Here is a 21,308-nt window from a genome sequence, read left to right as displayed (position 1 = left end):
ACGGCATCCCCCCCTCCTCAAAGTCAGGGGATGAGCCTGCCGGAGAAGTCGGTGGCAAATCAGGTGGGAGGCATCCCCTCATGTCCGTTGCATTGCCGAACCGTTGGTCGTTGAAGAGCTTGTTACCCTGGGTCGGGCTCGCGGTCTGTCTCGTTCTGCTGGCGGCGAGCTTTGTCTTGCACGATGCGCTGTTCCACGGGCGGGCGCTGCAGGCCTCGCCGACCCACCCCGCGGCGACAGCCGCGGCGGCGGCCGCGCCGGTCACGACCGTCACCCTCTCCGAGGGGAAGTGGAACGTGGCCGGGATCCGCATCGAGCCGGTGAGTCAGATCTCGCTTCCCTCCGAGGTTGGCGTCGCGGGGAAGGTCGAGGCGAATCCTGACCGCCGGGTCGAGATCCGGCCGCGGGCCGCGGGGGTTGTCCGCGAGGTGCTGGTCAACCTGGGCCGTCAGGTCAAAAAAGGCGAGTTGCTGGCCGTCCTCGATAGTCCCGACGTGGGCACCGCCCGCCTCAACCTGCGGGGCCGGCAGATTGAGTTGGCGACCGCACGGAAGGAGTTTGACTGGAAGCAGCAGGTTGCCAATAACGTCGCTCGGCTGATCCCGGCGATCCGCAAAGGCGAGCCGGCCGCCACGATTCAGAAGGACTACGCCGAACGGCCGCTCGGGGCCGACCGCGCGCTCTTGCTCCAGGCCTACTCTGAGTTCGAGATCGCCTCGCACGAGTCCGAGAAGACCAGCGCCTTGCTCAAGGATCAGATCATCGGCGAGCATCCCGCGTTCGTCGCCTTACACACCTTCGAGGGCGCCCAGGCCAAGCTCGGCGCGGTTCTGGAACAGGTCCGGTTCGATGCCTCCCACGAGCAAACCCTGGCCGACCAGAAGGTCAGGCTCGCCGAGGCGGCCGTCATCGACGCGGCGCAGCGTCTGCGGATCCTCGGGGTCCAGGAGGAGATCTCTCAGTTGCTGGCGCACGCCGGCGACGTCGCCGCCTCGCGATCGGCGTCGTCCGAAGATGTGACCGCCTGCCAGGTCACCGCGCCGTTCGACGGCACCATCATCACCAAGACGGCCGTCCCCAGCCAGAAGGCCGATCCCACCGACATCCTCTTCGTTCTGGCCGACCTGAATACGGTCTGGGTGATGGCCAACATCACCGAGTCCGACCTCGCTGTGCTGCCGGCCCTCAAGGAGGGACGGATTCGGATGACCGTTCCGGCCTACCCCGGCCGAACCTTCCCGGCCACGCTCCTCTCCGTCGGGTCCATGGTTGACCCCACCACCCGGACCGTTCCCCTCCTGGCCGAGACCGACAACCCCGACGGCCTCCTCAAGCTCGAGATGTTCACGCGGATCGTACTCGACACGCCGATCACCCAGGACGTCTTGACCGTCTCGACCGCCGCCATCGTCGAGATCGAGGGACAGGAGGGGGTCTTCGTCCCCGCCGGCCGTGACGGACGCACCTTCACGTTTCAGCCGGTCAAGCTCGGCCGCGAGGCGGACCAACGCCGGGTCGTCCTTGCCGGCCTGACCAAGGGCCAGGCCGTGGTTTCCGCCGGCGCCTACCTGCTCAAGAGTGAGCTGATCCTCCAGAACGAAAGCGGGGAGGATTGAAGACGGGGTGATCCAATGGGATCGAAACCTGCTCAAAAACCAACATGCTTAATTCTTTAATTGCATCGGCCCTTGCCAACCGCTTCCTCGTGTTAATGGGGACCCTGCTGGTCGCGGTCTTCGGGGTCTACTCCGCGCTCCACCTGCCGATCGACGCGGTGCCCGACCTGACGAACGTGCAGGTCCAGGTGATTACCGAAGCGCCCGCGCTAAGTCCACTTGAGGTCGAAACCTTGCTCTCGTTCCCGGTCGAGGGGGCGATGAGCGGGCTGCCCAACGTCGAGCAGATCCGGTCGATCTCCAAGTTCGGGATCTCGGTGGTGACGATCGTCTTCCACGAAGGGACCGATATCTACCGCGCCCGCCAACTCGTGGGCGAGCGGCTCGCTCGGGCGGCCGCCGCCATCCCGCTCGGCTATGGTACCCCGTCCCTGGGGCCGATCGCGACCGCGCTCGGAGAGGTCTACCAGTTCCAGGTCAAGGCCGCCAAAGGCTCGGGCGTGTCGGCGATGGAGCTGCGGACGATCCTCGACTGGTTCGTCGCTTACCAGTTGCGCGGAGTGCCCGGCGTCACCGAGATCAACTCGCACGGCGGCGAGCTCAAGACCTATCAGGTGGAGCTCGACCCCGACAAGCTGGCCACTTATCGCCTGTCGATGACCCAGGTCTTTAACGCCTTGCGGAGCAACAACGCCAACGTCGGCGGCGGCTACCTCGTGCATGAGGGGGAGGCTCGCTACATCCGAGGCGAGAGCCAGGCGCACAGCGTGCCCGACATCGCCGCGATCGTCATCGACGAGCGCAACGGCGTGCCGGTGACGGTCGCCGACGTCGCCAAGGTCCACACCGCACCCATGATCCGCGCCGGCCTGGCGACCCGCGACGGCGAGGGGGAGATCGTCACCGGCCTGGTCATGATGCTGATCGGCGAGAACTCGCGGACGGTGGTCGAGCGGGTCAAACACGAAATCGCCAAGCTTCAAAAGAGCCTCCCGCCCGGGGTGACGATCGAGCCGCTCTACGACCGCAACCACTTGATCGACCAGACCCTGGACACGGTCCTGCACAACCTGGTCGAGGGGGGGGGCCTGGTCATCCTGATCCTGCTCTTGCTGCTGGGCAATATCCGGGGCGGCCTGATCGTGGCCCTGGCGATCCCGCTGTCGATGCTGTTCGCCGCCAACGTGATGCTCGCCACGGGGGTCACGGCCAGCCTGATGAGCCTGGGCGCGATCGACTTCGGCCTGATCGTCGACTCGAGCGTGATCATGGTGGAAAACTGCGTCCGCCGCCTGGCGCACGAAGGGGGGACGCGGCCCAAGCTCGAGATCATTCGCGACGCGGCCGTCGAGGTCCGCAAGCCGACGATGTTCGGTGAGCTGATCATCGCGATCGTCTACCTGCCGATCCTGGCGCTTCAGGGGACCGAGGGGAAGCTGTTCCGGCCGATGGCCCTGACCGTCATCTTCGCCCTGGCCGGCTCGATGGTGCTCTCGCTGACCCTGATGCCCGTGCTTGCCTCGCTCGTGCTCTCGTCGAAGGCTCAGGAAAAAGAAGTCTGGCTCGTCCGTTGGCTCAAGTGGGTCTACGTCCCCTCGCTCGACGCCGTAATCCGCCGCCCGTTGATCGCGACCCTGCTGGCGGTCGGCCTGGTGGCCGTGAGCGTGCCGGTGGCGCTCAGCCTGGGGGGCGAGTTCATGCCCCGGCTCAACGAAGGAGACCTACTCATCGAGGCCGTGCGGATCCCGTCGGCTTCGCTGGAAGGGGCCGTGGCCGCCTCGACGCAGATCGAGAACATCCTCAAAAAGTTTCCCGAGGTCCGCATGGTCTACTGCAAGACCGGCCGCCCCGAGATCGCCAACGACGTGATGGGGGTGCATCAGACCGACGTCTGGACCCTGCTCAAGCCGCCGACGGAGTGGCGCCCTGGGATCACCCGGGACGCCCTGATCCAGGAGATGGACCGCGAGCTGAATGAGAACGTCCCCGGCGTCAAATTCGGCTTCAGCCAGCCGATCGAGATGCGGGTCAACGAGCTCGTCGCGGGAGTCAAGAGCGACGTGGCCGTCCTGCTCTACGGCCCCGACCTCGAGGTCCTCCGGCGCAAGGCGGGGGAAATCGAGCGCACCCTGGCGCGGATCCCGGGGGCGACGGGCATCAAGACACCGACCTCGGGCCGATTGCCGATGCTCCTCGTCTCGGTCCGTCGCGACCAGCTCGCGCGCTATGGAATCAAAGGGGCCGACGTTCTGGAAGCGGTCGCCGCCCTGGGCGGGACCACCGTCGGCACCGCGTTCGAGGGGCAGTACCGGCACCCGATCCAGGTCCGGCTCCCCGAGGCCTGGCGGAACGACCCCGAGAAGATCCGCGCGATCCGGATCGTCGACCCCCAGGGGCGGCCGATCGCGCTTCGTGACCTGGCCGATGTCCGGTTCGAGGAGGGACCGAGCGAGATCGAACGCGAGAACGTCCAGCGCAGGGCGGTCGTCGGCGTCAACGTCCGAGGCCGCGACATCGCCAGTTTCGTCGCCGAGGCCCAGGCGGCCATCCAGGCCAAGGTCCCGCTCTCTTCCGGCTACATCCTTCGCTGGGGCGGCCAGTTCGAGCACCTGCAAACCGCCACCCAACGGCTCATGATCGTCGTGCCGATCGCCCTTGCCCTGATCTTCCTGCTCTTGTTCAGCACGTTCCACTCCCTGCGGTTGGCCGCCCTGATCTACCTGGCCGTGCCCATGGCGGCGACCGGTGGGATCTTCGCCCTGGCCGCCCGCGGCCTGCCGTTCTCGATCTCGGCGGGGGTCGGCTTCATCGCCCTGTTCGGCGTGGCCGTGCTCAACGGCCTGGTCTGGGTCAGCGCCGTCGAACACCTGCGTGGCGAAGGGGTTGAACCCCACGAAGCCGCCCGCGAGGCCGCCGTCGTCCGGCTCCGGCCGATCTTGATGACCGCCCTGGTCGCCGGCTTCGGTTTCATCCCGATGGCGATCGCCACCACCCCGGGCGCCGAGCTCCAGCGCCCTCTGGCCACCGTCGTCATCGGCGGCCTGCTCACCTCGACCCTGCTGACCACCCTGGTCCTGCCGGCGATCTACCCTTGGTTCGTCGAAACGCCCAGGCCAATCGAAATGTAAGCGAGCGTTGTCGCGGGTTATCAAAATATTTGCTGTCGCTTCCCGCCGGAGATGTGATTATCTTGCAGGTAACACCCTTGAAGCGGCATAGGACCTATGCGGACGATGGCTGACACCCTCTGGTGGGTTCCCACAATCCTCAACAGCATCGCCGACGCCGTCATCGTTGGCGATGTTGACGGTTGCGTCACGTTCATGAATCCCGCGGCCGAGGCGCTCACGGGGAACACGCTCGAGCAGGCCATGGGAGCCTGCGTTTCTGACGTTTTTCCGCTCTTTGACGAGGAAACCGGAGACGCAATCCAACTTCCCCGGCCCATGGCCTCTCTGGAATGCCGCCCGATCGAGCTGCCCAAACGACTGCTGTTGCTCCGTACCAAACGCGGGACTCTGGTCCCGATCGAGCAAACGACGTCACCCATCGAAGAGCATGGAATTATCCTCGGAACGGTGGTTGTCTTTCGCGATGTGAGTGTGCGGCGACGTCACGAGGAACTGTTGCGGAGACGCAACGAACGGCTTCAAATTCTGTCCGAGGCCACCGGTAAACTCCTCTCGAACGACCATCCCGAGGCCATGGTCACCCGCCTCTTCGAGATCGTCTCGAGGCATCTCGAGCTCGACGCCTATTTCAACTTCATGGTGAACGCCGAGGCCGATGGCCTGGAGCTCGACTCGTGCGCGGGGATCACCGAGACCGAAGCCCAGAGCATCAAACGCCTCGGTTTTGGCGAGGCGGTGTGTGGTACCGTCGGCCTCCTCCGAAAGCCGTTTGTGGCGGCCGAGATTCAGAACTCCGACGACGAGAAGGTTCAGACCGTCAAAGGCTTCGGGTTTCGGGCCTACACTTGCAATCCGCTCATGGCCGGCGACCGCCTGATCGGTACGCTTTCGTTCGCGACCCGAACTCGAGACCGTTTTAGTGACGACGAGCTCGAATTCCTCGAGGCGGTCTGCCACTACGTCGCGCTTGCCAAGGAGCGGCAGCGCCTCTTGAACGAAGAGCGAGAGCGAGCGGACCGGCTGGAACGGAGCGCGGAGGCGCTGAGCCAGAGCGAGTATGAGCTTCGCTTTGCCCTTGAGGTCGGCCGGCTCGGAAGCTGGTATCTCGAATTTCCCAGCCAGGATATGCGTTGCTCGGCACAATGCAGGGCCGACTTCGGACGCGCGGCGGACGAACCCTTCACCTACAACGACTTCCTCAATGCGCTTCACCCCGATGACCGAGAATACGTCTTCCGGCGGATCGAGAAAGCGTTCGCTACCGGCGAAGATTACGAGGCGGAATATCGAGCCTACTGGCCTGACGGCAGCCTGCACTGGATCTTCGCGCGGGGGCGCCCGCTCGACCGCGTCAGCGAGTCGACCCTGGGATTTGTCGGGCTGACGCTCGACATCACCGACCGCAAGAGGAACGAGGCCCTGCTCGAACAGCAGAAGCATATCCTCGAATTGGTGGTCCTTGACTCAAGCCTCCCCGAAGTGCTCGACGCCCTCTGCCGGATGATCGAGACGCAGTTTGAAGCGGAAGAGATGCACGCGTCGATTCTGCTGATCGACCCGGACGGCGTGCACCTCCGGCACGGCGCAGCGCCGACGCTTCCGGAAGCCTACTGTCGGGCGATTGACGGGATTGCGATCGGCCCCGCCGTCGGCTCCTGTGGCACGGCGGCCTTTTTCAAAAAACCGGTCTACGCGTGCGACATCGCCAACGACCCGCTCTGGGCCGATTACGCGGCGCTGGCGCTGTCACATGGCCTCCAGGCCTGTTGGTCGTACCCGATTCTCTCGAGCAGTGGGGTGGTGCTCGGCTCGGTCGCGCTCTATTACCACCGGCCACGGCAGCCGGGACCGAATGACCTCCGGCTGATCGATATCGTCACCCGCACCGCAACCATCGCCATCGAGCGAAAACGCTTCGAGGACGAGCTGCACCAACGCAACGCACAACTGATCGACGCGGACCGACGCAAGAACGTCTTTCTGGCCATGCTCGCCCACGAGCTGAGAAATCCCCTCTCGTCGATCAGCAATGCCGCTCAGCTCCTCAGGGAGGATCCGACCGGCGAACACCGCGGCTGGGCCAACGACGTCCTCGACCGGCAAGTCAAGCATCTTGCTCGGCTCATCGACGACCTGCTCGACGTCTCCCGGCTGACGCATGGGAAAATCGAGCTCCAGCGCGAGCGGATCGACGTTGCGGATGTCTTGAATCAGGCCGTGGAAGCCGTCAGGCCGACCATCGAGCTGCGTGGCCAGCGACTCACCGTTTCCTCGCCTCGAGGGGCCTTGCTGGTTCACGCCGACCCACTACGCCTCGAACAGGTGTTCACCAACTTGCTCACCAATGCCGTGAAATACACCCCCGAGGGGGGTCGAATCTCCGTGTCCGCCGTCAGCGTGGATGAAAACGTCATTCTCTCGGTCGAGGATAATGGTGTCGGCATTTCTCCCGAACGCATCCCGCAGATGTTCGAGCTGTTCACCCAAGGTGATCGAACCCTCGCCCGCTCGGAAGGGGGGCTTGGAATCGGGCTCACCATCGTGAAGACCCTGGTCGAGATGCATGGTGGGACCGTCACGGCGGCGAGCGACGGACCGGGGCAGGGGAGCACGTTCCGCGTCACCCTCCCCACCGTTTCCCAGGAGTGCCGGCCGACGGGGATTCCTGAGGCGACTCTCCCCTTGGTCGAGGCCATGCCCAAGGCCAAGCCCGACCGGAATGGCCGCGGCCGCCGCCTGCTGGTGGTCGATGATAACGCCGACACGGTGCGGAGCATGGCCCGACTCCTCCGACTCAAAGGCCACGAAGTCGCCACCGCCTCGACCGGCTTCGAAGCCGTCGAACGGGTCAACGAGTTCAAGCCGGAGATCGTCCTGCTCGACATCGGCCTTCCCGGCATGGACGGCTATCAGGTCGCCCAAAAACTTCGAGCCGAGAACGGGCACGAAGGCCTGCTCATCATCGCCATTTCGGGATACGGTCAGGACGATGATCGCCGGCGATCGACGAGTTCAGGCTTCGATCACCACCTGGTGAAACCGATTGACCACGACGCCTTGCTCACGCTGATCGGTGGACCTTGCTAACGGAGTTCGAGGCGAAACAGCCTGCTCGCCAATCGTTCAATCGTAAAGCCGCCAGCAAGTGTCAGAATGCTCTCGGTGGCATCGACCGTCGATCGGCACATTTGCCGCCGATTTGCCCTTGACGGCCAATCGGGGATCGATCATCTTTTCACCACCCCCATAGGCCCTGGTCCCGTGAGCCGTCATCCAAGGAAGGCAACGATCATGGAACGATCGATTCTTACCAGGTTCTCTCTTCACTTCTGCTTCACCGTCGCGCTGGTTGGCGCCACCCTCTCGACGGCTCGCGCCGCCAATATCCCGGCTTATACCGTCACCGACCTGGGAACGGGGACCGCCCAAGTTTCGACCGATGCGGGCGGTAACGGGATCGTCATCGCGCCCGACGGCCAGACAACTTATACGTTCCCAAACACGAGTTCAAGCAACTATCCGTCAGAGGCTGAGTGGCTATCCATCCGATCGAAGCTCCCACCGCTCACGAACGCCCCCGTCCACAATTCGTGGACTTATGGAAATCCCAATAACGCTTACAGCTATTATGAAGGCGGGCTGCTCAACCAGAATGGATTCTTTGTAGGCACAAATACCTTTGGCGTGACGGGCCACATCTCAGGTGCCGGCAGCTTGGTCTTTGCGACCCAGCGTCAAGCCGATGGCTCCTTCAGTACCCCGATCACGCTCTGGGATTCGCCCAACAACCATTCCACGGGCGAACAAATGGCCACCGCGATGTTCATCAATAATCAGAATCAGGTGCTCGGCATGGGAGGAGTCCCCTACAGCGCCACCAGTTACTACACGAAGAATTTCTATCTTTACGACATGCAAACCCAGATCAGGACCGACCTGAAGGATTTGCTGCCTGGCTGGCACCTGGAGACCGAGCTCGGCCTTGACGATCAAGGGCGGATGCTCCTGTCCGCCTGGAAGTGGGATGACAAGTTGGGGATTCAATACCACTCACTCCTCCTCACTCCCCCCGGCCTGGTGATTGGCGATCCCGTCACGGTCCCCGAGCCAACCTCATTGGCCACGCTCATGCTCGGCCTCGGTGGTTACCTGGCCTTCCGGCATTCCCGGCGTGGTGAGCCGCGGGAATCGCGCTGAGCCGTGAGGGAGCTTGGGATTTCAAGGCGAGCGAACGCGGATTCCGCAAGATCTCACCGTCGCTCCGCCAGGTGGCACACCCCCGGCGCTTGGCCGGTTTGAGATCGGCATGTTTGCTATTAGCTTGCCCTTGACGGTCGATCGGGGATCGATCATGTTGTCACGATCTTCCCCATTGACCTTGATCCCGTGAGTCGCCATCCCGAAAAGGCAGTGATCATGGAGCGATCGATTCTTGGCGGGTATTCTGCCCGTTTCTGCCTCACCGTCGCGCTGTTTGGAGCCACCCTCTCGCCAGCTCGCGCCGACAACATCCCGGCTTACACGGTCACCGACCTGGGCACGGGAAGAACCCAAGTTTCGGCCGACGCCGCCGGTAACGGGATCGTCATTTCCCCGGACGGTCAGAGGAAGTATGCGTTCCCGAACACGCCCAATTACCTGACGGATCAATCCGTCCTCTCGTTGCTCCCGCCGCTGGCCGCCGCTCCGGTCAACAGCTCATGGACTTATGGGAATCCCGCGAATGCTTACAGCCGCATATCCGGTGGATTTCTGAATCAGAACGGCCTGTATGTCGGGACGAATTTCGTCGGCATCAACGGTCACATCTCAGCGGCGAATTCCTTACTCGTTGCGTCACAGCGGCAGGCCGATGGCTCCTTTGGCCCTTTTACGACGCTTTGGACGTCTCCCTACAATTATGATTACGACCCGAGTCGTATGGCGACTGCGAAATTCCTGAACAATCAGAATCAAGTTCTCGGAACGGGCACGGGATCGGAAGGAAACCCGCCCTATGTAATGAACTATCTTTACGACTATAACTCGCATACCCTGACAAACTTGCGGGATCTCTTGCCTGGCTGGATCCAGGCGACCATAGGCGAGCTCGGCCTTGACGACCAAGGGCGCATGCTTCTGCAGGCCGAGGACGATCGGACCCATCTCATGCATTCCTTGCTGCTCACTCCCGCCGGCGTGACTTCCGATCCGATCACGGTCCCCGAGCCCACTTCGCTTGCCACGCTCCTGCTCGGACTGGGCTACCTCGCCTTTCGCCGCGGCCGTCGTCACGAGGAGGCGAGTGGTGAAGAATCAAGCGTGGACCGGCTTTCCTGAATCGAGGGAGGCCTCCAACGCGTTCGTCGTTCTTCCAGGGCTGGCTCCGCCGGGCTCGGTGGTGGTCAGGAATGGGCTGGGGCCTGCACCCAGCCGGACCTGACGACCGCCGGTCTTCCGCCGTCGTCAGCTTCGTGTTCCTCCTCCTGAAGGGGGACGCGCTGAGTCACGGGAGGATTTGAGGCGAGCGAGATCAAGCGCTTGAAGCCACGGTTACCCCCGAGCATTCAGGGCCTGATCGGCAGCTCCTTCTCGTTTTTCCGCTCCCCCCGGAGCAGCTTCGAGCCTTCGCCGGTCAGCCGCAGGTACCAGTCTGTCGGCAGCCCGTCGTAGGTTGCGAACGGGGCCTGCGTGGGCGGACTGTTGCTGACCTTGAAGATCGCGGTCGCCTCATCCACCTCGTCGAACATGGCAACGTAGGCCATGTCGATGCCGAGGTCCGCGGCTTTGGCGAACTGCCGCCAGAAGAACTCGCCCCCCAGGCGAGGGATTGTCGCGGCGGTGACGTTCCTGCCTTTCAGGTTCGTCCATCCGAACCCCGGATAGATCACCGGGAGGTAGGCCATCCCCGCCTGCTTCGCTTCGGCCAGGTCGTCGCTCCACGAGCCGGTGGCGGCCTGCTTGCGTCCCTCGACCCGCATCGTGTTGCCCACGTTCCAGGGGCTGATCACATCGAACCGGCGAAACGCGCGGGCCCACTCGGGATCGTGTTCGCCCCGCCACTGCCACTGGCAGCCGCCGACCAGGGTCGCTTCATAGCCCGGTTCCGTTTTGAACAGGTCGATGATCCGGTGCGCGAGCGCTGGGCTGAAGCGATCGCTGTAAAACCCCCAGACGAAGACGACCGGCTTGCCGCCGTGGTGCAAATACCGCGGGTCCCGCGTCAGCTTCAGCTCGTCCACCAGTTTCTTCCAGTCCCGTGCCAGCAGGTCGAAGAGCTGCCCTTCGCGGACCCCGGACAGGTCGTAGCAGACGGCGTAAACCCGCCCTGTCTTGGCGGCCGAGGCCCGGACGTGGCCGAGGACCTGGTCGAGCGACCGATCGCGAAGGCTGACCAGAAACCGTTGCACGAAGACGCCGTCGATCCCATACTGCTCCATCCACTGGAAGTGGCGCTCGACCGTGAGCGGGTGGGCCGAGCTGAACAGATGGGCACGCTCCCCGTCAGGGCCCGTGAAGCCGGGGGCCGGGTATTTCTCGTCGTCCGTCGCCTCCGACATGTCGGGCCACATCTCGAACGTCAGGCTGCGGGGCGTGATTCGCGCCGCGTCGCGGCTCCAGTGCCGCCAGCCCTCGCCCGCCGCGTCGCCGGGCGCCCGAAACCACCCTTGGTAGCCGCAAAGCACTTTCTGCCTCAGGCTCGTCGCGTCGACCACGGGCGGCTTGGCGGGGTTCTCACCGCCCCTTGAGGAGCCAGCGACAACCAGCAGCCAGGTCCACAACACGCCGGTGCCGATCCGTCTCGCCGTTCGTTGCACGATGTTCACCCTCGAGGGCCCGATCGGGCGATCTTACTTGATCTCGGTCTCGACATCTCGACTTCGACGAACGCCTGGTATTATGAGCGAAGGACCCCACGCAAAGGGAGGCAGGAACCATGTCGAACGATTGGGCATTCGCCGAACCCCAGACCCATGCCGTTGTTACCCTCAAGCAGATCACCGAGGGCGAAGCCCCGATTCTGCTGGTGTTTCACGAGAAGGTCGACGGTGACTGGCTCTTCTTGGATGGCGGACCGTTCGCCGTCGAGGAGGCGTCGCTCGTCCCCCTTCAGACGATCGCAACGCTCGACCCCAGCATCGTCGAGCTCGCCAAGCTCCCCCCCGGATGGACCGCCAAACGCTCGGCTCGCGGCGAACCTTGGCAGTGTTCCCCTTCCAAGGAACTGCCCGAAGCCTAACTAAGCCGGCGGACCGGTTTGTCCTTGAGATTGCGTGATGTGCAGGCCGTGGCACCGAGCGGCCATGATGATCCTCACTTGAACCGAGCCGCGCACGCAGCGCAGCGGAGTAAGCGGTTCCAGATTGACGTTCCGAGATGCCGAGCGCAACCCGATCGCTTACTGCGCTGCGTGTGCGGCTCGGGGAGGTATTGTCAATCTTCGTGGATGGAGAATTTCAGGCGGCGGTGGTTTTCTTCACTCCGTCCTCAAAGATGACCCCAGCGATCACCTCCCTCAAAAGCTCCGATCCATTCAACGATCGCCAACTCTTTGATGCACTCTCCATCAGCTTGTAGACCATCGTCAGGCACGCCGTCCGACTCCCGCTCCCCTTTGTCTTGTTGTGCCTCAGACGCACCGTCGAGAACGTCGACTCGATCGGGTTCGTCGTCCGGATGTGCAGCCACTGTTCCGCTGGGAAGTCGTAGAACGTCAGCAGCACATCTCGATCCTTTGACAGGCACTCCGTCGCCTTCGGGTACTTCGCCTCGTACGTCTTCACGAACAGGTCAAACGCCTTCACCGCATTCTCGCGGCTCTCCGCCAGGTAGATCTCGTGGAGCATCCCCTTGGCCTTCGGCTGGCTCCCCTTGGGAAGCTTGTCCAGGACGTTCGCCGTCTTGTGCACCCAGCAACGCTGCTCCTTCGTCGTGTCCCACACCTGACGCATCGCCTTCCAGAAACCCAACGCCCCGTCGCCGATCGCCAGGTGAGGCTCGACCTCCAGGCCACGGGCCTTGCAGTCCAGTAGCAACTCCTTCCAGGATTGCTCACTCTCCCGGTAGCCGTCGGCGATGGCGATCAGCTCCTTCTTGCCGTCGGCGGTCGCCCCCATCAGCACCAGGATGCACTGCCGCCCTTCCTCCAGGCGGATGTTGAAGTGCACGCCATCGGCCCAGACATAAACGTACTGCTTCCCCTTCAAGGACCGCTGGCTCCAGGTTCGATGTTCCTCCTCCCAGGCCGACTTGAGCCTCGTCACGGTGTTCGCCGACAGTCCCGGGGCGTCCGGGCCGAGGATCGCCTTGAGAGCCTCGGGGAAGTCACCGGTGCTGATGCCTTTGAGGTAGAGCCAGGGGATCAACTCGTCCAGGCTCTTGGTCCGCCGGAGGTAGGGCGGCAGGACTGCCGGAGTGAACGTCTCTCGGGATTCAGGGGGTCGTCGGTCCTGGACTCGGGGCTGCTTGACGTCGATCGGTCCCAAGCCGGTGAGGATGGTCCGCTCGGGGTGGGAGCCGTTGCGGACGACCTGGCGACGTCCGGTCTCGTCCTTGAGATGAGCGTGGTCGTCGATCCAGGCGGCGACCTCGGCCTCGATGGCCCTGGCGAGCATCTCACGGGCTCCGTTGCGGAGGACTTCGGTCAGGACATCATGGCTTCCGGCCAATGGCAAGATCCGGATCTCGGAGGTAGACTGACTCACGGTGGCGTACTCCTTTGCCTTGTTGGCAAGTTTGGTGTGGGTGAGACTTCACCAAGGGTACGCCGCCCTTTTCATTTCCTCCATCCACGACTTTCGACAATACCTCGCGGCTCGGTTTAAGAAGGTTTAAGTGACACTGCAGCAAGGACAGAGTCGACGACGCGATGAGACGAGGAGATCGCTGATGCGTGTGGTTTCGGGAACGGCTAAAGGACGAACATTGCTCGTGGTTCCAGGGCATGGGACGCGTCCGATCCTCGATCGTGTCAAAACGGCCCTTTTTGATATCCTGCGCCCGCGGATTCCGGGGATGGCGATGCTCGACTTGTTTGCGGGGAGCGGGAGCGTCGGGATCGAGGCGTTGAGCCAGGGCGCCGCGTCCTGCACCTTCACCGACCTGGCGCACGCCGCGGTGACCACGATCAAGAAGAATCTCGCTCACACGGAACTGGCGGACCAGGCCGTGGTGCGGCGCGTTGACGCCTTGAAGTTTCTGAACTCAACGGATCAGCAGTATGATTTGATTTATGTCGCTCCCCCGCAGTACAAGAACCTTTGGGTGGACGCGATGCGCCGGATCGCCGATCGGCCGACGCTGCTACGTCGAGAGGCCGCGGATTCCGACGGGAATGAGGAACAGGGGCTCGTGATCGTCCAGATCGACCCCAAGGAGTACGTGAAGCTCGACCTTGGCGAACTCCGGGAGACCCGGCAGAACCGCTTCGGAAATACCCTGCTGATCTTCTATCAATTCTCCGGCGGCTCGACCGACGCGTTGAACGATGAGGACGAATCGGATGACACGGCCGAGGACGCTCGCGGCGAAGTCGTTGAGGATGAAGAATCCGCCTGAGCGCGAATCGCAGGGGCATCATGAAGCCGTTGGCCCGCGGCGGGATTGCCTGGCTCTTGGCTCACGGGTTGGGTACAACCCGTGCCACCCAACGTCGATTACTGATGCCTCATCCTACTGCACTCATGTGCTTGTTTAGCAAGGCTTTCTGTTCCTGAGTCAGGGTGTGGAGCACAGGCGGTTTCGGCGGCTTATGCGGTTTGCGACGAGGCCACTTGCGTGTGGCTTTCGGGCTCTTCTGCTTCCGGCACCCGGCGCGGCAGCCCGCGAGTCGCTTGTGGTAACACTTGGCCTTGGGTTTCACGGCCGCGTCGATCTCCTTGCGGATCTCGATCAGAACTTTGCGGGGGCTGATCACTGGGCCATCGGTCGCCGACGCCGACGCCGGCCGAAGCGCCAGGTCGGCATGCGCCAGGAGGATCTGCGTGGCCAGCAGTGACAACTCGGCCTCGCGATGCACCAAGGCCACCGTGCGGCTAGCGAGTTTCAATTTATTGATTATACGCTTGTATGTGCGAAATAGTCCTTCATTACGCCATCTCCAGCGGTAGAATTTGGCGGCCGTCGCCGCCGACATCCGGGCTGGGTCGAGGACGTCGGTCAGGAGCCAGACGTCGCGTTTGACCGACCCCTTACCCTTGCCCTTGGCCGGGATCCGGATCAAGCGGCATTGGATCGGCGCTTCCCCTTTCTTCTGGACATAGTTCGGCCAGTACAAGACAGGGCCTTCGGTCCAATCCTCCAGGTTCGCCACTTCGAGGGTGTAGAGGTCGACCCGCGACGACATCCGGAACAGGAACGATCGCTTGACACCGAGGATCGCCCGGACCAGATCGAAGCCCATATAAGCGGCGTCGCAGACGATCAGGGCCTCGGGCGAGAGGGTGGCGAGCAAGTGCCTCAAATGCTCTTGCTCGGCCGCGGTGCCCGGGCCGAGTCGCCACGACCAAAGCAGTCCCGTGGGCAAGTGGACGAACGCCGTCAGCCAGACGTTGGGGGCCGCGTCGTTCTTGCCGGCCTGCCCGAGTCCCCGTTCCAACTCGGGGGTGCGGGGGCACTCGATCCGCGAGCCGTCGCAGCCCATCGGCTCGAAGCCGTCGACAATCCGCCGCGACCCCAGTCGGGCGTGGATCTGTTGCCGAACCCCCGCGGCCAACGCCCTGAGTTGTCGCATGGGGACGCGTCGCATCGCTTTCTGGAAGCCGACGAGGGTCTTTCCCGGGCGTCTTCGCGACTCATGGCAGGCGACGTAGTATCCCCGGGCCTTCTCAAACCTCTCGGACTCGGAGTCGCCGGTGGCCCAGGTCATGGCGAGCATGACCACGACCAGTGGCTGGAGATCCCACCGCGGCGCCGACCGCCTTTGAGGAACAACCCCTCGGGCTTGCTTCCAGACCGTCGGGGTGAGAAACTGTCGGACATAGCCGATCAACGACTGCGGTTGCTGCAAGCCTTGCAGCGTCCGAGCTGCCTTCATCGCCGTTCTTCCTCAATCCAGGTGAGTGCCGGTTGCTAGCCGCACCCATCATGACGAAGAACGGCGATTTTTTGCCCCCCCTTCTCTCGAACGAACCGCAGCCACGGAGCGGCAGTAATTCTCTGGTCCGGTGAGAGTTACATCCGTTGTTGACGACGCCGAGTTACTGACGTTGCGTGCCACCCTTGGGATTGTTTTGGTGTAATGGATATGTGAGAATGTGTGAGTTTTGTCTGGATCCCGATGATTGCGTCACGAAGGTCCGATCGATCGCGGCGGCTTCGTGCCCGCTCACCAGTTGAGTCCGATCCGGGTGAACTCGGTTCGGACGCGGCTGAGGTCCCAGATATCGACGAGCTTATCGCTGCCGGCGCTGGCGAGGAAGCGGCCCTGGGGGTCGTAGGCGAGGATGCTGACCAACCCGCGGTGGCCGATCAGGCGGAGCAGGGGGGCGGTCGGGTTGTCGAGCGACCAGAGGTCGATGTGCCCTTGCTGGAGGCCGACCGCGAGTTCTCGTCCGTCCGGCGAGAAGGCGAGCGACCAGACCGGCTGCCCTTCGGACTCGCTGGAGGGGAGGAGGAGCCGAGTTCGGACCGTGCCGCGGGCGGTGTCGACCAGCAACACGTTCCCCGCTTTGTCGCCGATCGCCAAGGTCTGGCCGTCGGGGCTGAGGCTCAGGCGGTTGGCATCACCCGGGAGTTGCCACGGCAAGTTCCGCGCTCGGCCGCCGTCCAGGGCCACGGCATGAAAGTTCGAGTCATTGTCGAGCAAGTAGAGCCGGTCACCCGTCGGACTTGCCGCCAGTTGCCGCCAGGGGTCGGGCTCCCACCGCGACCGCTCGGAATTCGCCGCCGATCCTGCCGGCTTGGACCGCGGGATCTCCAGACTCGACCAGCGCTGGGGTTCCGTCGGGCCGTTCCAGACCATGATCTGATGCCCACTCGCCACGAAATGGGTCTGCCCCCGTGCGATGGAAGCCACGGGCGACGGAAACATCCTCGGCTGTCCACGTCGGGAGCCGCGGTGGCGGGTGGGGATCGCATCCGGCTCGATGGCGATCAGGTGGTCCTGTTCGTTGAAGACGAGGGTGGTCGCCCGATCTCCCTGGACGTAGTTCGCCGCCGCGCCCGGAGGGGGCTCGGCGATGACTTGCTGGGTGGTGGACGGACAGTGCCCGGGGTTCCAGACCCGGATCGTTCCCTTGGCGGTTCCCATGGCCAGGCGCTGGTCGGCTCCAAACGCCAGCGAGGTGGGCAGGGTATCGAACCCGCTGATCTGGGAGCGAACCACGGGGTCAACAATCGCCCAGACCGAGGTGGATGCGGTCGAGCTGGCGGCGGCTAGAGTTCGCCCATCGGCGGAGAAGGCCAGGTCTTCCACCTGGTTCGGCACGGTCAGGACCGCCAACGCCGTGTGTGACGCGGGATCCCAGATCTCGACTCCCGACCCTTGTGCTCCCGCGGCCGCCAGCAACGTCCCATTCGGGTTGAACCGCAGTTGGCGGATGTAGCTTTGGAACGGGGTCAAGGGGGGAAGCGGCGTCCGCGAGGCGATCTCCCAGAATCGGATTTGTCCTCCGCCGGCGACCGACAGGAGGCCGTCGGGGCCCAGGGCCAGGGCGGTCAGTTCGGCTTGCGCTTCAAAGGGTTCACCAAGGGCCAGGCCGTCTTCGGCCGACCAGAGCGACACGGTCGTTTCCCGGCTCCGGGCCGTGGCGATCGTCTCGCCATCGGGGGCAATCGCGATCAGCGAGTCGTCACGGGGCGGGAAGCTGGCTTTCCAACGCGCCAGGGTGGCGATCGGCTGGCCGATCGCGTTGAGGTCGTAGAGCCGGATCTGGAATTCCATGCGCGGCATGTCGCCACGCGAGGAATTGTCGCGTATGCCGTTGTCGTCGGTCGTCGCCAGTTCGGTGGTCACCAGGCGATGCCCGCCGGGCGCTGCGAACAGGGAGAGAACGCGGCGGCCGTCCGTCGCCCAGTCGCGGATCGGGGTTCCCGTGGTCAGGTCGAAGAGGCGGAGCCCCTTACCTTCGGGGAGGATTACGATCACGCAGTCGCCGGCCACCGCGAGACCGGCGGAGTGCCCGCCTCGGAACCGGGGGGGGCCAGCGGGTCGTCCGGTGGTGGTGTTTGTCGTCGTCGTGGTTGTTGTTGCGGCGGCTGGGGGGCTCGTGGGCTCGGCCATTGGTGTGTTAAACCGATGCCGCTCCAGACGCGTGCGATTGGCGACGTTCCAGAGGCTGAACTCCTCGCCATTCGCGGAGAGGGCGGCGAGCCGGACCCCCTCGGGGCCAAAGGCGATCCCCCGCGTCGCACCGGTGGCGAACTCGGGACGTGCCTCGACGTCGCGAAGCACCAGGAACTCGACGGCTTCATTGCGGAGCTTGACCTTGAGTTCGGGATCGGGCTCGAGCGCGGCGGCTCGACTGAGCAGGCCGAGGCCCGTCGCTCGGCGGTTCGGCAGGTTCGAGTGCCGGACCACCGTTGCTTCGCTCAAGTAGCGTTCGCGCATCTCGACCTGCAACTTGCGGTTGGCCGCTTGCTCTTCGCGCATCGCGCTCAAGGTTTTGCTGTTGGCGATCTCGGCCCGTCGCCGGGCGTCACGTGCTTGGTCGCGGTCGTGGACGATGCGGACATACGCCGTGGTCACCACCGCCAACACGGTCGCCGCCGCCACGGTCGCGATCGTCGTCCCCCCTGGGTGCCGACGTGCGTACCGCCAGGCTCGTCCCAGCGGGCTGATCCGCCGCGCCCGGACCGGCTCGAGGTTGAGGAACCGCTCGAGGTCCTCGGCCAGGTCCAGTGCTGACGCGTAGCGGTCCGCCGGGCGCTTCGCCAGCGCCTTCAAGACGATCGTCTCCAGGTCCCGGGGGATCCGCCGGTCGAACTGACGAGGGGAGGCGGGGGCGCGGTCGCGGATCTGCTCGACGAGTTCGGCGGCGGTCTGACCCTCGAACGGGGGCCGGAGCGTGAGCAGCTCGTAGAGCGTCGCCCCCAGGCTATACACGTCGGTTCGGCCGTCGATCGGCCCGGTTCGCGCCTGCTCCGGGCTCATGTAGCGCGGGGTGCCCAGCAAGCTATCGTGGTGCGTCAGGCCCGGGTCGGCCAGGCGTCGGGCCAGGCCGAAGTCGGCCACCCAGACGATCCCACGGGCATCGACCAGGAGGTTCGACGGCTTGACGTCGCGATGGATGATGCCGCGGCGATGCGCGTGCGAGAGCGCTTCGGCCGCCTCGCGTCCCACCTCGGCGACCCAGCGATAGTAGGCCGAACCGACCGGCGGGTCATAGGGGGGCGGCTCGTCGTCGCGGTCCCGGCCCAAGGCACGCCCGGCGCCGCTGAGGTCGCCGCCGGTCTGGCCCATCCAGGTCACCGTGTCGTTTTCCGTCCCTTGCCCTTGAAGCGCGAGTCCGGGCGTTCCGCCCGCGGTGGCGAGCCGGGTCCGCGAGGCGGGAGTCGTTCCGCCCGTGCTCGAGCCGGCGGCGATCGAGCGATCGCGACGGAGGTGGCGGAGCACCTGGTCGAGCCCGCTCCCCTCGATCCGCTGCATTGCGTAGTAGCAGAGCCCGCCGACCTGACCGACGTCGAAGACCGGGACGATATGCGTATGGTGCAAGCCAGCGGCGGTTCGCGCCTCGTTCAAGAACCGGCGGCGGCCGGTCGAGTCGGGCGTGGCGTGGGTGCCGAGCACTTTCAGGGCCACCGGTCGGTCGAGGCCGACGTGGACGGCCTCATAGACCGTGCCCATTCCCCCGCGGCCGAGCTCGCGGACGATCCGGTAGCCGGCGATCCGTCGACCCGACTCGAGTCGATTGCCTGGCCCTGACGGCTCGCCGACTAGCCCTCGGATCAAGGCGAGCCCTTCCAGCGCGGCTTGCAGGTCCTCGCCCAGGTCGGGATAGCGGGCGGCGAAGGCTTCCGGATCGGGCGGCGACCCTTCCTCGGCCAGGGCAAGGTAGGCCTCGACGGCCTCGCCTAGCTGTTCGTCGCGGTCGATCGGGTCGGTCTCAGTGCGGCGGACCATCGTGATACCTCATCGGACCCCCTGGGGGTCCGTCGATCGAGCGTTTCACGGCTTTGAGACCGCGGGCCCAGATCCCTCGGATCGACTTGCGGCTCAGTCCCATGCGGTCACCGATCGTCTCAAACGAGAGCCCGTCGGCGTAATACAACCAGAGCACCTCAGCTTCGGTCTCCGCCAGGTCGGACAAGGCATCCGCCAGCAAGACGGTCAACTCGCGTTTGCTGGCCGCCTCGCTCGGACTGGTCTGGCTGAGCGACAGCATGTCGAGCAGCCGACCTCCGCCTCCCTGGCCCGGTTCGGCCCCTCCGCCCCCCTCGACTCCCCAAGGGGCGTCGAGCGGCATCATCGGCCCCCCCGAGGAACGCTTGGCCCGGTTGTGATACCGGGCCAGATCGGCCAGTTTCTGCCCCACCAGGCGACGGAGCCAGCCGACCAGCGCCGCCTCGTTCTGGCCCGTAAATTGCGGGAACTGCCGGACGACCTCGACGAGCGCTTCTTGCACCACATCGGAGAGTTCGACACGTTCACGGAGCTTCGGACCCAGCCCCGTCCGCACCACCATTCGCAGGTAGTTCCGATATAACGCGCAGAGTTCCCCCAGCGCGTCGGTCTCCCCCGCTCGGGCCTTGGCCATCAGTTCCAGCGGTCCTGCGGCCATCGGGCACCTTTCTCTTCTTTCCTATCGTTATCTCAGCGTCGCCGACTGCGACTTCGGGCCTCACTTCTTATGATCGGCGCAAAATCGTCCCAGGGCAAGCCACCTTTTTTGGAGGGTGAGGCGCCCATGGGAGTGGGGGATCGACGACGGAATGAACGCCGCCGCGGTCCCGACGTCAATCCGTTGAGAACTTGAGGATAGGTTCAGCCGGGGGGGGATGGGTGAACCTATCCTCTTGGGAATTGTTCTCGCTCTCAGGTGGGGCCATCCGAGGCTCCAGGGTCGCGATGGCGAGGAGCCGTGGGGAATCCCTGGTTGTTCTCGACCGACTTCGACTTATCCCAGGAGGTCGACGATCCGCTTGACCTTGTCGGTCCCGAGGTCGGCGATCAGCGTTTTGATCGTCTCCATGGCATCCAGCAGGTCGGGGTCGCCCGTCGCTGGCCGCGAGGTTGGCGGCGCGGACAAATAGCCCTCGATCGCTCTGGTTCGCTTTGAGGTCGTTCCTGACTCCTCCGCGGCCTCAGCCTCTTCCAGTTTTTTCTTCAGTTGGCTCTTGATGGCCGAGAAGTGCTGAGGCTTGATGTCGATTCCGTAGCGCTGCGCAATGTAAGCCACGGCGCTCAGGGGAGACTCGATCCCTTCGCTGATCGCGGCCTTGGCCGCATCAACTTTCTTCATCGGCTTTTCATCCTGCTCAGGGGTTTCTTGGCTTTCACCCTTTCTCTTGGAGTGCAGCCGTGAAGCTTTCCCAGTGTTTGTACGTGCCATAGGGGTCTCGAAAGGATTAGCAGGCCAGCAACCTTATCTATCTTAACGAGTTGCGGTCAGAGTGCAATGAGGGATGAGTTATGTTGGTGGCA

The 21,308-nt window shown here is 64.3% G+C and carries 13 protein-coding genes; 7 read left to right on the top strand and 6 right to left on the bottom strand.

Annotation, left to right across the window (positions count from 1 at the left end; all coding sequences use genetic code 11):
• Window positions 1-80: 80 nt before the first annotated feature.
• The 5 genes from BUS42_RS17320 to BUS42_RS17300 all read left to right on the top strand — a co-directional run bounded on the left by BUS42_RS17320 (window position 81) and on the right by BUS42_RS17300 (window position 10,066).
• Window positions 81-1,616, top strand: a complete 1,536-nt coding sequence (locus BUS42_RS17320; protein ID WP_074308261.1) for an efflux RND transporter periplasmic adaptor subunit — start codon at window positions 81-83, stop codon at window positions 1,614-1,616.
• 44 nt (window positions 1,617-1,660) lie between these two features.
• Window positions 1,661-4,744, top strand: a complete 3,084-nt coding sequence (locus BUS42_RS17315) for an efflux RND transporter permease subunit (RefSeq protein WP_074308259.1) — start codon at window positions 1,661-1,663, stop codon at window positions 4,742-4,744.
• Between the two features lie 105 nt (window positions 4,745-4,849).
• Window positions 4,850-7,834 carry a GAF domain-containing protein gene (locus BUS42_RS17310; RefSeq protein WP_254053571.1) on the top strand — a complete coding sequence of 995 codons (2,985 nt, stop codon included), beginning with the start codon at window positions 4,850-4,852 and terminating at the stop codon, window positions 7,832-7,834.
• Between the two features lie 204 nt (window positions 7,835-8,038).
• Window positions 8,039-8,944 (top strand): PEP-CTERM sorting domain-containing protein, encoded by a 906-nt coding sequence (locus tag BUS42_RS17305; RefSeq protein ID WP_074308256.1) that lies wholly within the window; start codon window positions 8,039-8,041, stop codon window positions 8,942-8,944.
• 219 nt (window positions 8,945-9,163) lie between these two features.
• Window positions 9,164-10,066, top strand: a complete 903-nt coding sequence (locus BUS42_RS17300; protein ID WP_074308254.1) for a PEP-CTERM sorting domain-containing protein — start codon at window positions 9,164-9,166, stop codon at window positions 10,064-10,066.
• 227 nt (window positions 10,067-10,293) lie between these two features.
• Here BUS42_RS17300 and BUS42_RS17295 read toward each other — a convergent pair whose 3' ends face one another.
• Entirely contained in the window at window positions 10,294-11,544 is a 1,251-nt protein-coding gene (locus BUS42_RS17295; RefSeq protein WP_254053570.1) for a glycoside hydrolase family 99 protein, read from the bottom strand.
• Between the two features lie 119 nt (window positions 11,545-11,663).
• Here BUS42_RS17295 and BUS42_RS17290 point away from each other — a divergent pair, with 119 nt between their 5' ends.
• The gene (locus tag BUS42_RS17290; protein WP_074308250.1) at window positions 11,664-11,966 is read left to right on the top strand and encodes a hypothetical protein; all 303 of its coding nucleotides are present in this window, start codon (window positions 11,664-11,666) and stop codon (window positions 11,964-11,966) included.
• 217 nt (window positions 11,967-12,183) lie between these two features.
• Here the strand turns inward: BUS42_RS17290 and BUS42_RS17285 are convergent, their stop codons facing one another.
• Window positions 12,184-13,431, bottom strand: a complete 1,248-nt coding sequence (locus BUS42_RS17285) for an IS256 family transposase (protein WP_074308248.1) — start codon at window positions 13,429-13,431, stop codon at window positions 12,184-12,186.
• A 184-nt stretch (window positions 13,432-13,615) separates the two neighbouring features.
• On the opposite strand from BUS42_RS17285, the gene rsmD reads away from it, so the two are divergent.
• Window positions 13,616-14,284, top strand: a complete 669-nt coding sequence (gene rsmD, locus BUS42_RS17280; protein WP_074308246.1) for a 16S rRNA (guanine(966)-N(2))-methyltransferase RsmD — start codon at window positions 13,616-13,618, stop codon at window positions 14,282-14,284.
• Between the two features lie 109 nt (window positions 14,285-14,393).
• On the opposite strand, the gene BUS42_RS17275 is transcribed toward rsmD, so the two are convergent.
• The 4 genes from BUS42_RS17275 to BUS42_RS17260 form a co-directional block, all read right to left on the bottom strand.
• Complete coding sequence (locus BUS42_RS17275; RefSeq protein WP_074304734.1) at window positions 14,394-15,761, bottom strand: transposase; 1,368 nt, start codon at window positions 15,759-15,761, stop codon at window positions 14,394-14,396.
• 291 nt (window positions 15,762-16,052) lie between these two features.
• Window positions 16,053-19,787 (bottom strand): WD40 repeat domain-containing serine/threonine protein kinase, encoded by a 3,735-nt coding sequence (locus BUS42_RS17270; protein WP_074308243.1) that lies wholly within the window; start codon window positions 19,785-19,787, stop codon window positions 16,053-16,055.
• Window positions 19,771-20,445: a sigma-70 family RNA polymerase sigma factor gene (locus BUS42_RS17265; RefSeq protein WP_074308241.1), complete on the bottom strand. Its 675-nt coding sequence runs from the start codon at window positions 20,443-20,445 to the stop codon at window positions 19,771-19,773. Before BUS42_RS17265 ends, BUS42_RS17270 begins: the two co-directional genes overlap by 17 nt.
• A gap of 336 nt (window positions 20,446-20,781) precedes the next feature.
• A complete protein-coding gene (locus BUS42_RS17260; RefSeq protein ID WP_254053569.1) occupies window positions 20,782-21,126 on the bottom strand; it encodes a thioesterase in 345 nt (114 codons plus the stop codon).
• Window positions 21,127-21,308: the final 182 nt, after the last annotated feature.

This window comes from Singulisphaera sp. GP187, assembly GCF_900129635.1.
Classification (GTDB): domain Bacteria; phylum Planctomycetota; class Planctomycetia; order Isosphaerales; family Isosphaeraceae; genus Singulisphaera.
Note: the sequence above shows the minus strand (reverse complement) of the source record. Positions and strands in the feature narration are given on the sequence as shown.